The sequence below is a fragment of the Bacteroides sp. An19 genome, assembly GCF_002160215.1.
Lineage (GTDB): Bacteria > Bacteroidota > Bacteroidia > Bacteroidales > Bacteroidaceae > Phocaeicola > Phocaeicola intestinalis.
The window spans coordinates 80,174-93,528 of the sequence record NZ_NFKD01000006.1; the positions used below are offsets into that span (position 1 = coordinate 80,174).

Consider the following 13,355-nt stretch of genomic DNA (forward strand, 5'->3'; position numbering starts at 1 on the left):
CACTCTTCATTTCCCATCAGCTCTTCTGCATCTGCTGCTGGAACGTTATCTCGATGAACTCGGCGGGGTGTGTCACGGCCACCAGTACGGTGATGCGCATGATGCCTTCCAGAATATCATCGCCCGTCATGGTGTCGCCCAGTCCCACATGCACCTCAAAGGCTTCTTCGGGAGTAGATCCGGCAAGTCCGCCACGTTTCCACACGCTGCGCAGGAAGTTCTCTATCATGCACTTCATGTTGATCCACGTGCCGGCATCGTTCGGCTCGAACACGTAAGCGCGGGCGGCGTTCTTCACGGACTCTTCCAGGAAGAGCAGGGTACGGCGCACATTGATGTACCGCCAGTCCAACGAATTGCCGTCCAGCGTCCTTGCGCCCCACACCTTTACGCCTTCGCCGTGGAACAAGCGTATCACGTTGACCGCCTTTCCGTTCATCGGGGCGTTCAGGTTGGCCTGTTCGTCATCGTCAAGGTTTTCCGCCGGACTGTCCACGTAGTTCAGCGATACGTTCGCAGGGGCTTTCCATACGCCACGGCTGTGATCCACCATCGTATAGATGCCTGCCATCGCCGCAGAAGGGGGCAGCAGGTTCAGCTGTTTCAGTACTCCTTGAATGGCTTGTTTGTAGAGGGGCGAAGCGTTGTATAGGGCTTGATGCAAGTTTATCCTATCCGTCAGGTTGTCCTTGTTCTGCAATCTGTCCTTGGAATACAAAACGACAGTCAAGGTAACCTCCGAAACCGTACCATTATCTTTGGTCTGTTGCAAATCGATAATTTCGCATGTGTCCTTTATATCTCCCTCATTATTAGTATTTCCCTCATTATTATCAACTTTTTCCCCATTTTCATTAACATCAAATATAAGGTCTTTATCAGTATATTCTTTTTCTGATGAATAATCTTCAAACTTGAAAGTATATTCCAATTTGTCATCTGGAAAGGCAACTTTTTTCCCCTTCTCTCCTGTTTTCAGTTCGACTGTCTCTTTCTTTCCGCAAAAAGATTGTATTATCGAATAGAAAGCAGCATCCATCTTTCTCAACTGCTTCATATAGAGAAATTTAAAATTCTTCCATACAAACATATCCCCTGTCAAATCCCTGTCACTCAGAACTGTGGTGTTCAGCCACGGAAAATATGCCGCACCGTAGAAGAAATAGTTGGTCACGGTATTCTGGAAATCCTCTATCTGCTTGTCTAACTGTTTATCCTTGTCACCTGTCGGCACATCCAGTATGGCAAACCGGTTGCCCATGTCGTTGCAATGCTTCATCATGTTTTGCTGAATACTTGCACAGTCATTGCTTGACACGGCTTCAGGCACCACAATCAGGGTTACCTCCCGTTCTTTTTCCAATTTCTCAAGTGCGTCTTTAACCATTGTGGAGGTTAAATTTCCATCTCCCGTTGATGAATAAAGGCCGGTTGATACCACATAGCAAGTGCTGCCACCGTTGGCAAAAAACATCTGCATCTGGTAGAAAAGGGAATATGGATGTTTGCCGCTTATGCAGAAAGCATAATTAAATGGGACATCGGATTGGTTTGCTTCCACTTTGCCGTCTGAACCTATTAAATTAAATTTTTCTTTATACTCATGGGAACGGTCAACATACATGAACAGGCCGTCTTGCAAGGTCTCATCTGGTAGTTTCTTATCTTCACCCGCTTGTTCGGGAGTGAGTCCGTGGATTTTTTTCAACTCCACTTTCAATTCCGGTTTGGGTGCCTCTCCAAAGTATTGGATAAACTCATTCATGGACGAGATTTTCCACGGCACATTGTTCAGGTCGCCATCCTCGCGGAGTTTCGCTTTCTCGGTGAACCCGATGAAGGCGGGGATGGCGGTTTCGGCTTCCACTACGGAAGTACCGAAGGCGTTTTTCTCCTTGATGTAAACGCCAGGTGTCTTGTATTCAGCCATAGCATTAAAGTTTTAAAATGTTTATATTGTTGCTTAGTTGACAAGGTATCAGTTGACAAGAGAACAAGGTCTTGAATGGTTTTACTAATGGCATCTAAAACCTCGTAAACTTGTCCACTCGTCCACTTGTTGCCTAAAAGTAGCATACCTGTCTGAGCATCTCCTTGTCTCTGCTCGTGTACCGTCCCGGTTGTGGCGGCTCCACGTGCGACAGCAGGACGTGCTTCTGTTTTCCGTTGCCCCGCAGGGCGGTCAGCCTGAGCCTGCATCCGTATGTGGTACGCATGGCTACAGGGCTTTCCGATACGGTGTGCCATGCTTCCCTGCCGTATGCCTTGCAGCGGGTGAACGGACGGAATGCCACGTTGCCGGTCGTGTCCTCCAGCAAAAGCTGTTTCCCGTCAATGCTTTCCTCCGTTTGCGGAAAGAACAGGTATTCCCATCGTTTCTTGGGGGCATGGAATTGCAGCACGGCTTCTTCCGGCTTGCCCGACCGTGCCGCCTGTATAAATTCTTCGGTCAGCCGCAAGGCGACGGCGCAGAAACCGCTGCCGATGCTCCGCTTCCGGTCTGTATGCGCAATGGCGGCGGTTGCGTCAAGCTGTCCTTCGGAGGCAGGCAACCGTAGCTCATAGCTGTCCGCAGGGCGGAATCCGGTCCAGTTGGTATATAGGACAAACATGGGGTCGGCAATGGAAAGGTCCAGTAGCAGCACGTCCTTCTCCGTGTCCGGCTCTTCCGTGAAGAACAGGCTCCATGTTCCTGCCGCTTCCTCACGGAACATCATCCCCCTTCGGCGCATCAGAGTCTCGCCCTCGCTTGACGGGCGGAGCCTGAGCGACGGACATGGGCTTTCCCCGAAATAGTCGTGCCTCACGGTGATGCGGTATAGCCTAAGGTAGCTTTCCATGCTTTCTGTCCTTTTACATTTCCACAACCGGACGGCCTGCGGTGGTCCCGCCTGCTGCCGCCTGTCCTCCGTCGATGCAGAGGCGGCGTATCTTGCATGCCACCGACGGATAATACTGCCCGCCCAGCAACGTCCACATGTTGTTCAGGTCCTGCAGGGTCAGGTTGACGATTTCTATCGTGTACCATGCCCCGCCCACCTCAAACTTCGGCACGGACTGGATGAAGCGCAGGGTGTCGGCAAGCAGGGAGAGCGATTCCGCGTATTGCCGCTCGTCGAACACCGCCGCCAGCATCACGTTCAGGTTCAGCAGCAGGGGAGGCTGCATACGGGCATACCCTTCCTCCGTGCGTTGCACCGGGGCGGAAATGCCGCCCGATGTCTCCCTTTCCACGTTCAGCAGGCTGACAACCATCTTGCCCGGCTTCTCTTCCGTACCGTTCCCGATTTGTTCCACCGTGGCAAGACCCTCCGGACGGTTATGGAAACGCGAGAGGTATTCTTCCAGCAGCGTGGCGTATGTGGTCAATATCTTGCGAATCATAGTATAATAGATGTATGGTACTTACAAAAATAGTGATTTATTATGGGAAATCTGCCTCTTCCGCAGACTTTTGTCACTTGATGCTTAGCTTTACCGTTTTCACCTTTCCCGGAATGATGGTCAGTCTTGCCGTGCCGTTTTCGTTTATCTCCACATGGCTGTAGCGGGCTTCTATAACCACCTTCCCGTCCAGCATGATGATGCCCCACTGATGGGGACTAGCTTCCACGGCGCAATAGTTGCCTACCGGACTTTTGATGTTTCTGTAAATGGGCGGCACGATTACACGCCCGTCCATTTGCAGCCCCCATTTCAACCCCGACTTGAACGGCACGGCGGTTTTCAGTCCGTCAAGCCGCTCCTTGCGCTTTCGATTCTCCTTCTGCCGTTCTTCTTTCTTGCGTTCCGCCAACCGTCTCACGGCTTCGGCTTTCAAATGCGGTATTACCACGTCGAAATCCTCCTCCTCCGTCTTTGGGTGTTCGCTGGCAATGTACCGCTTCCCTTTTCCGCCATTCTCCACAAGGTAATACCTCCCTGCATGGTCCTCAATGACGATGTCACCACCGGGCAACATCCCGCAATAATGATACCATGTGTCATGGTCTCCGGCGAGCAGGCACACGCAGTCGTACCCCCATAAAGCGTCATCCTCATTGACTTGCCTGCATCGGGGCGGTGAGTAATAGTCAATGATGAGCACGTAGTTCCCGTGGGATTGTATGTACTTCCAGCATTTGTACAGTTCCCGTGTGCGGCTGTAGTAGACGCCGTCCTCCTTCAGCAACTGCACGCCGCCGTATGCCAGCACATCGGGCTTCTTGGTGAACAGATGTCCGCTGTACAAGTCGATATACAGTTCATTGTTCCTGTTGTCCGTTACGGCAAGAAGTCTGTCATCCAGGAATTTGGCACCTTTATGACCGGTAAGGTCCATCATAGTGTTCCCGTGCCCGTCCACCACGGCCAAACGCATATCCGTCCGTCTTACGATGGCAAGGTCCTCATGGATGTCAAACACCCGCACGAATTGCGGCTTGCAGGCAATCACGCTTCCACGTTTCAGCCCGTACAACCCACTTGCCGCTTCTTTATAGGCTTTCAGACAAGCCTTGTTGTTTAAAAGGAAGGATTCTTTGTCAAGGTACTCCATGAGGCCGTCGTGCGACACCACCAGCTCAAGTCCGTTGTCTGTCGATATAGGAATGGACTGCGCACGGTCACGAACAGCCATCCCGATGCGGTGTACACTGCCTTTACCCGCCAGCCGTCCCTCGAACATCGCCTGCCAGTCACGGTAAGATGTTGGCAGACCGAACAGGCGGTAAAGCCCCACGTTGTCGATAATCATGCAGCTTTCCTTACCATCCGTCTTTCGCAGTCCGCGTCCCACCTGTTGCAGGTACTTGGCAAGTGAAAGGGTAGGACGGGCTAATTGAATGAACTCCACGTCAGGGCAGTCAAACCCCTCGCTGAACACATCCACGTTCACCAACACCTGTATCTTGCCTCCCTTGAAGTCCTCGACAAGTTGTTTGCGCACTTTTGCGGGTGTCTTGCTGTCAATGGCAACGGCATTCATTCCGTGTTCCTTGTAATATTCCGCGATGTGCCGAGCGTGGCTGATGCTGATGGCATACACGATGCCTTTCTTCCCGTCGGCATATTGCCGCACGCTTTCATACAACCGCTCAATGCTCGGTCGTCTGTTCAGCACGGTGTCCATTTCCTTCACTTGGAAATCCCCGTCCGCCCCACGTTTCTCCAGACTGTTTATTAACCGTTGGTCTTCACTGTCCGGACGAATGGACACATAGTCAAAAGCCGAGAGCCACCCTTGCCGGATGAAGTCCGCTATGCCGTCCGATGTGATGAGCGTGTCAAACAAGTCCGTGAATCCCTTGCGATTCAATCGGCAGGGCGTGGCGGTCATGCCGAGTTTCTTGGCATTCGGATAACGCAGCCACAGTTCTTTGTAAGTACCGGCAAGGGTATGGTGGGCTTCGTCTATCACGATTAGGCTTGGCTTTTCGCCCTTCACGTCATCCCAATGCCTCGACAGCCACTGGATGGACATCACCTTTACCCGTCCGTCTTCTTTGGATATGCCATACTGTGCCACAGTCTCCTTTATCTGCTCCACAAGTTCCCTGCGATGGGCGACAATCCAGACGCATTGGCTTTGCTCCTCTTTCAGATGGTCATAAATGACAGAAGCAAGCAGGTGTGTCTTTCCTGTTCCTGTGGGCATCTGCACCATTAAGGTTTTGTGTATCTGCCATGCATCAAGTATATGCAACTTGATTCCCATCTGGTAGGAGCGAAGACCAACAACAAAAGCGGGACGCATATTTTATTACAAATAAGTAAGAAAGGCTAAATTCCAAGATACTCCTGTACACAATCAAACATATCAGGGTCAAGTTTCATGTCATTGCGATAGTATATGTTCAGATTGATACGGGTCTTGAACATCTGGTTGTCCACAGAGAAAAGGTATTCATTTAGAGCAATCAACTCCTGTATCAACCATTCATGTTTTTTTGTCATCCACAAACACAGAATAGTGCATGAGTTTTCATCGCACGTTTGGTAAGGTTTTCCACCGCATATATGTATGGTAATACAATGATCACTGAGTGAACACTTACGACATTTACACTTTTGAGCGTTTACGATTGTGGTCAGTTGTTGAAAATTCAAATGCAAGTCAAAGTTGATGGTTTCGGTTATCCGTTTTTCCAGCAATCCGCCGTTATCCTTATTAGGTATGTCATATGTTGTTCTCAATTCCATTCTGTCTGTAACCAAATGAGAAATCCAATGGAATTTTGACGTTGGAGACAGATGAGTCAAGTTTTGGCGCAATAGATGATAATTTACTCTGTCGTTCGCTACATCCATTAGGTCGGCAAGCCTTATCAACATCATCAAATACTTCAAGCTTACAGTGTCTTCCTTGGCACGCGACTTTAATCCATACACATCCCACACATCATTACCATGACTTTCTGAGACGTCGGCCACGAACGATAATAGTGTAGGTTCAAGATATGACAGCAATGTATTCGAGCGTTCTCTGATGAACTTGGCACTGTCATGAGCATGATTTTCCCTAACCTCATTCTCAAAATAGTCATAAACCTTGTTGAAAATGCTTACAATGAAAATTCCCGCTTCTTTCATTCTTGAATTCTTTCGGTCTTCCAAATTCAGTTTAAAGAAAGATTGGGTCTTTTTTTTCATTTCTGCCATTAACTCTGAAATCAAGATTTCATTCTTCCCTTTTGCTGAACTTAACCCGCCAAGGTCAGGATGTATCACCATACTGATGTCGTGCAAATAACAAGCGAGAAAGAGTATATAGTAGTCCACATCTTTGAGCGCAAAGTAGTCTATCCGGTTAATCAGTTCCAACGACTTGTTGATCAATGTCACTGCATGTTCTTCGTTATGCAGCGTATATGAGTTGAGAAACTTAGACCCGTTATACCACAATCCCTTTATCAAACGGTGTGTGATTATCAGGTCATCAACCCATTCAGGACGCTTTACTTGCATAATAAATCTATTGAGTACGTCCAGCAGCCCCATGTCAATGACCATGCGATTGGATACGTCATTGTCATCAATATGGTTTACGAAAGCCTCAAATTTTTCCAAATCGAAGTTTCTGTTTCTCAACATGGCTAATATTCTCAGCTCCGTGTAATGTAGTTTACGAGAATTCTGCTTCGTAAATGTAAGCGAGTCTGATGGCTGGACCCCGATTATTTCCGAATAGAACACATTGAGAATTCTTCTCTTATATTCTGTTGAAGCCATCATCACAAATCGGGTGAATGCTTTTCCTTCAAAGCCGTCATCCATCATCTTGTAAATATTCAAATCTGATTTTTTTACCAAGAATTCACGGCAATTATTCATTTGTGCATCATGGGTCAGTTCCTTCAAACCGCAGAAATTCTCTTTTGCCCAGCGCACAAGATAGGTGTAAAAATCGTGCTTGAGGGATTTCATCAACACAGCCGCTCTTACATCTTTGTTGAAAAACAGGCCGCTTTGCTTTGTTTCGTCATAAATGTCGGCTTCTTGTAGTATTGATTTTTCAAAACCCTGTACATCATGGCAAAGCCCAATAGCTTTTTCTTTGGATACTTTCTGAATGATCAACCTGTATTCAGATTGGAATATATCCTCGTCATTTTGTTCAAACCATCCTGAGATATTTTTACTATTGGATAATTGCCTGTTTTTGAAATCCTCAATCATTCCGTCATTTGGACCACCTTTTTCCTTTATCTTAAGCAAACGGTTTCTATATAGAAAGAATTTTTTGAATCTTCGTAATATTTTCAGCCGTGAGGAAACAAAGTTATTCTTTTTACCGTCTTTTTGCTCTTGCTCTTTCAACTCTTTTATTTCAGCAGCAATAATCTTGTCCAACGCCCTCAACTTTTCCAATGAAACTTGGTCATCAATCTCATCGATGTTCCAAGTCAGGTTTGAAGTCATGGATACTTCCCTCGCCAAATCCCCTATAGACCCATAACGTGTGTCAGCTGAGTCTATTGGTGTAAATACACTTTTACCTTCTTCATGAAAAGCTATCTCATAGTTTATTTTCTTGTGAAATTCAAGATAGTTGTTTGGCACATATTTGTCAATGTCGCTCGGTGCTCCTTCTGATTCACGACACCATATTGCCACTTCTTCATTTAGCTTCTTAATTCTTTCATTGAATTCATTCTCTTCCAATGCTGCTTGGATGTATATGACTGAATCATCCACATAAAAATAAGCATCACCCCTGAAGCATTCATCCTTCATTAGAATGTTCTTTATCTTTATCATGCACAAGTTACCGAAGAAATACGATTGTGGCAGTCCCTGTGGTATTCCGCAATTCATATACAAGCCGTTGTCTGTCGCCTTGCAGCCATCTGGGTAATAGATTTTACTCCAAGGTTCTATGTTTTCTTTCTCCACATGAAAGAATAATAGTTTGGATATGGCCGTTTTCAAAGTGTCCAAATCATCCTTGTAAGTTAACGACAGTTTGTCCACAATATAATTGTAAAGCAGCTTTGGAGATATGGATGGAAAGAAATTCTTGATGTCCAAGTTCACCTCAGTCAGGTAATTGTGGCTTTTCTGGTATGTTCGGCAATGCTCAATCACATTTTCCGTGTATTCCTTGTATTTTGCCTGCCACTTATGAAACAAGTATTGGACATTCGTACTGGGAATATTTCCATAAAAATTATGCGGAACCAACTTTGACAAATCGGACAAGCTGCGTCTTCCTCTCATGTAATCATCCTCATACATTAGTGGAATCAGGATACTTACCATGCAAATCAGGTCTATCAGTCTTGCAGTGTGCAATGGTCTGAATTTCAACTCTCCTTTCTCTTCATCGTATGATTTCAATTTGAAAAACACTTTTATGGTGAATAGGTCATTTTGATTGGCAAAGAGGTTCTTCAGCCGTTCTGAACATAGACCTATTACCTTTTCAACCAAAACCATATTGTGTTTATCAGACAGGGCGTAATACAGTTCTAAGTCGTTCTTGGCAAGAAGTTCTATCACACGGCCATTCCCATCCGTTATGGATACAGGCATGTCAGTGTCGAGCAGTCCCTTGTCAAACACGTATGATTCCAGACAGAATATCGCGCTGTAAATATTCTGTTCATCCAATATCCTATCCTTTATTGTAGAACCATTCATTTTCTCCATTGCTACAGTCCAAAGTTATCCCTTGCTTCTTTTACTTTCTCGCACAGCTTGTCTGTACCGTTTTTATAAGAACAATCGCATACGACCAATATGGTTTCTTTAACCATTACCGATACCTTATAATAGCCACGCCACGCATGTGTTAAATTATGGAAGTGTTCCCATAGCATTTTTGTCCTTACGCATGGGACTTCATCTGAGTAAGCCGCATCCACGAGACCGTCAAACACTACATGCACGTCTTGTATGCCTTGCAGTATACCAATCAAGGCTTTTACATCCCTGAATACAAACTCAAAAAAACGTTTTGCACCGAACAGAAAAGCCGCATACTTGTCCAATTGCTTTCTCATATAGCTCCAGTTGCGTTTAAATTCCGGATTGGAAGAAACATGGAAAGTATAGCCGAACAGTAATTCGTCATTTTCAACTTTCTCTTCTATAAGTTTTTTGCCTTTCTCTTCGTCACATTCCTTCCCACTAAGAATCAAATCAGGTACTTCCAAATATAAGATGGTCTGTAGAACCTTCATTTTATATTTGATGTCGCGTTGCAAACCCTCTTGTTCCTTGAGAGAGCCTTCTGCATTCTCCGGTACTGTCAGTAGGCTGTTTAAGAACATCTCTTCGGTGAAAAGGTTTTCCGGTTTCTCCGGCATTGTTTTCTTGTCATTCTTTCCCATGACTCATCACATAATATTCGCTATAGTCTTTGATCCCTTTTGGTAACCGCTCCTCTTTCAGTATCGCATAATGGTTGATGAAAAAACGCTTTAGGGCGGCGTAAGCCTTTCGACCGGAATCGTCCTGGTCCGGATACATGTGCAACTTGAATTTGGACAAATCCATTAAATCATATACTGGCAATATCGAGGCACTCGGTATCGCTACGGCATTCTTCCCTGCAGACAACAAGGCTAAACAGTCAGTGATACCCTCGCTGATGTAAAGCTCGTCACCGTAACTCATATTGTTGACAATAGGCATATTAAACACTCTTGTCTTTTGTGCAGAGATGAATTGGAAGCGTGGGGCATTCTCGTTGTTGCCAAGGTATCTTGACTGCAATCCGGTCAGCATACCTTCCTTGTCATAATATGGAAATAGAAGGCAGGGGGTAAACATGCGAAAATACATTTTGCCATTTGTTTCTGAAACAAGACCACTCTCTTTCAGCATCTTTCCATCAAAAGTGTTGCGAAGCCTGTCCACCAAGGTTCTTGAATTTTCTAATGAGACAATATTCAGTTGTCTAATGATATCAGGGTTTAACTTTCTTTGTTCATATAGAAACCGTACCCCAGATTCCATTAAGGTACAATTATCCAATATCCATTGTGCGATAGTTTTTGAGAAAGGATTTTCTTTATTAGAGGTGTTCCTTTTCGGTCTTTTTATGGGCTTCTTTTTGATGTCTAATACCCTAATGCCACCGTCTACATTGATATTGAACTGTGTACCTAACCATTGGCAGGCTTCCACAAACCCAATCCCGGCATATTCCATCACAAGATTTATGGCAGTTCCACCTCTGTTGCAGACGAAACACCACCATTTTTCCCTGTTCCTACCCCAAAAGTGGAGACTGGGATGGTGATCATCATGCATAAAGCACAATGTCCTATGACTTATCACGTCCATGCCAAGTCTTTCAGCCACATTCTCACACGAAAGTGCATTTAGACGTTCTAATAAACGATTAGGTATCTTGTCCATGTCATATAATTTTTATTTCGATCACCTGCTTCAAGCTACATTAATCTACATTCAACGATGTTATGCACACTAACACCCGCCTCAATCTTCTCACAACGTTAAATTCCCATGCTGGAGTGAACATACTTCATAGCGTAATCAAGGTTAACTTTGTGTATCATTGCAGGTTACATGTAGCTGTTCACCGCCCTCATATTATTATAGTCAGTCAGAGATTGGAAAAGATGTCTTTCATTAAACACAATGGCACAGAGAAATATATAAAAGAGTGAGCAGAGGCCACTGAGCCAGTTTCTTTTTTCTTTGTGAGCTTTGTCCTAACAGAATATATCATTGATACCTTTGTATGAATCGCTATTTTATACAAGATAATTATGTAATTCTTTCGATGATTTGGCAGTTTCACTTCAAGCACACCTTGAAATAAACTCCACCGCTAAAATACTTGCCATCGTTCAGTTCTGCCACAAGGTTGATTCGGTCTTTCCAGATGGAATACGTGCCGCCAACGTTAAAAGTACGTGAATCATATTCTGCCATCAGGTTCAATCCGTTCACTGCCTTATGCCAAAATCCCTCATCGGTCAAGTTCGGTCTGAAGTTCAAGCCGCCAGCGGGACTGTTCTTATGCTCCACTCTCAATCCCCTGTTCCAAATGAATGATAGGTGTACTCCAAGCGTACCTATGTTTTCAAAGCTGAAGTGCTTCGTGCCCGCAAGATACCACCGTGTAAACCAGCAGTTCCCTCCGTTGCTGTCACGACTGCCTATTCCGCCTCCACCGGAGTTTTCATGCGTGCCAGGGTCATTTGCGCCAAATACAATCTGTGGTGTCCATGACTTCCACCAGCCTTCTTTCCACAACCGCAGACGGCCATAGAAAGCACGGTCTTGGTTGGAATATTTGCCCCAGACACTTTGCGGGAAATAAGTTGAGCCATGTTCGGCGTAGTTGATGGTGCAGGTGTAACCCACCTCCAGCCATGGGAAAATGGTGATGTTTAAGAAATAGTTGAACGTATATTTCACTTCGCTACTGCTGAAATAGTGCAACGGAGTAAGGTGAAGTACGTTACCGCCTACCATGACTGTATTGTCACGTTGCATGTCGGCTGTAGGAGCATGGAGCAGTCCTGTTGTCCCATACATAGCCTGAGCATGGATCTTGCCTCCCATCACAAGGAGTAAAAGGAAGAATGTTATCGGCCATGTTTTCTTCGCAGACCATGATGTAACTATATTTATTGCATTTGAATAAAATGCACATTTACTAATAAATTTCATTAGAGGAGAGGTAATATTACGTTATTGCCTCCCTCTAAATAGCGTTTATTTTAACTTGACTCTTATTTGTGAACTATCTGTTCTTATACATCTCGTCGTAATATCGTTGATAGTCACCGCTCGTCACGTTGTCCATCCATGCTTGGTTGTCCAAATACCAGCGGACGGTTTTCTCGATTCCTTCTTCAAATTGCAGGCTCGGTTCCCAGCCAAGCTCACGTTGCAACTTGCGTGAGTCGATGGCGTAACGCATGTCGTGCCCCTTGCGGTCGGTCACGTAGGTGATGAGGTTCATGTCTTCGCCCTCTTGTCTTCCAAGCAGGCGGTCAACTGTCTTAATCACCACCTTGATGATGTCAATGTTCTTCCACTCGTTGAAGCCGCCGATGTTGTAGGTATCAGCTATCTTGCCCTTGTGGAAGATGAGGTCGATTGCCCTCGCGTGATCTTCGACATACAGCCAATCTCTTACGTTCTCGCCCTTGCCGTAGACAGGCAACGGTTTCCTGTGGCGGATGTTGTTGATGAAGAGAGGTATCAGTTTTTCGGGGAATTGGTAAGGCCCGTAGTTATTTGAGCAGTTTGTCACGATGGTCGGCATACTGTATGTGTCATGGAAGGCGCGGACAAAATGGTCTGAACTTGCCTTTGACGCAGAGTAGGGAGAGTGCGGATTGTATTTCGTCTCCTCCGTGAAGAACTCCGTGCCGTAAGCGTGGTGATGCTCCGATGATGCCTTTGTGGTGAACGGCGACTCGATTCCCTCGGGGTTGGTCAGCTCCAATGCGCCGTAAACCTCATCTGTTGAGATATGGTAGAAACGCTTGCCCTCGTAGCCTTCGGGCAGACTTTCCCAATACTCCTTTGCCGCCTGAAGCAGCGTCAGTGTGCCGATTACGTTTGTATGCGCGAACGTGAACGGGTCCTTTATCGAGCGGTCGACGTGGCTCTCGGCGGCGAGGTGGATTATTCCGTCAACGTTGTATTTCGCCATCAACGCCTTAACGGTCTCATAATCGCAGATATCGGCCTTTACGAATGTGTAGTTCTCCTTGTCCTCCACATCCTTCAGGTTGGCAAGATTGCCCGCATACGTCAGTTTGTCGAGGTTGATGATGTGGTACTCGGGATATTTGTTCACGAAAAGGCGTACCACATGGCTTCCTATAAATCCAGCTCCGCCGGTTATGATGATGTTTCTTTTAAATTCCATGTCGTTTATGTTT

The 13,355-nt window shown here is 45.9% G+C and carries 9 protein-coding genes; all 9 read right to left on the reverse strand.

Annotation, left to right across the window (positions count from 1 at the left end):
- Positions 1-16 precede the first annotated feature (16 nt).
- Positions 17-1,930, reverse strand: coding sequence for a phage tail sheath C-terminal domain-containing protein (locus B5F25_RS04215; protein WP_087247783.1), 1,914 nt, complete (start codon positions 1,928-1,930; stop codon positions 17-19).
- A gap of 133 nt (positions 1,931-2,063) precedes the next feature.
- A complete protein-coding gene (locus tag B5F25_RS04220; RefSeq protein ID WP_140406853.1) occupies positions 2,064-2,840 on the reverse strand; it encodes a hypothetical protein in 777 nt (258 codons plus the stop codon).
- A 13-nt stretch (positions 2,841-2,853) separates the two neighbouring features.
- Entirely contained in the window at positions 2,854-3,384 is a 531-nt protein-coding gene (locus B5F25_RS04225; protein ID WP_087247787.1) for a DUF4255 domain-containing protein, read from the reverse strand.
- A 73-nt stretch (positions 3,385-3,457) separates the two neighbouring features.
- Positions 3,458-5,734, reverse strand: a complete 2,277-nt coding sequence (locus B5F25_RS04230; RefSeq protein ID WP_087247789.1) for a DEAD/DEAH box helicase — start codon at positions 5,732-5,734, stop codon at positions 3,458-3,460.
- A 26-nt stretch (positions 5,735-5,760) separates the two neighbouring features.
- The gene (locus B5F25_RS04235; RefSeq protein WP_087247791.1) at positions 5,761-9,129 is read right to left on the reverse strand and encodes a reverse transcriptase domain-containing protein; all 3,369 of its coding nucleotides are present in this window, start codon (positions 9,127-9,129) and stop codon (positions 5,761-5,763) included.
- A 2-nt stretch (positions 9,130-9,131) separates the two neighbouring features.
- A complete protein-coding gene (locus tag B5F25_RS04240) occupies positions 9,132-9,812 on the reverse strand; it encodes a hypothetical protein (RefSeq protein ID WP_087247793.1) in 681 nt (226 codons plus the stop codon).
- Positions 9,799-10,845: a CHC2 zinc finger domain-containing protein gene (locus tag B5F25_RS04245; RefSeq protein ID WP_087247795.1), complete on the reverse strand. Its 1,047-nt coding sequence runs from the start codon at positions 10,843-10,845 to the stop codon at positions 9,799-9,801. The genes B5F25_RS04240 and B5F25_RS04245 overlap by 14 nt, the downstream gene beginning before the upstream one ends.
- Before the next feature lie 402 nt (positions 10,846-11,247).
- Complete coding sequence (locus tag B5F25_RS04250; RefSeq protein ID WP_087247797.1) at positions 11,248-12,021, reverse strand: YjbH domain-containing protein; 774 nt, start codon at positions 12,019-12,021, stop codon at positions 11,248-11,250.
- Positions 12,022-12,202: 181 nt separating this feature from the next.
- Positions 12,203-13,342, reverse strand: a complete 1,140-nt coding sequence (locus tag B5F25_RS04255; protein ID WP_087247799.1) for a dTDP-glucose 4,6-dehydratase — start codon at positions 13,340-13,342, stop codon at positions 12,203-12,205.
- Positions 13,343-13,355: the final 13 nt, after the last annotated feature.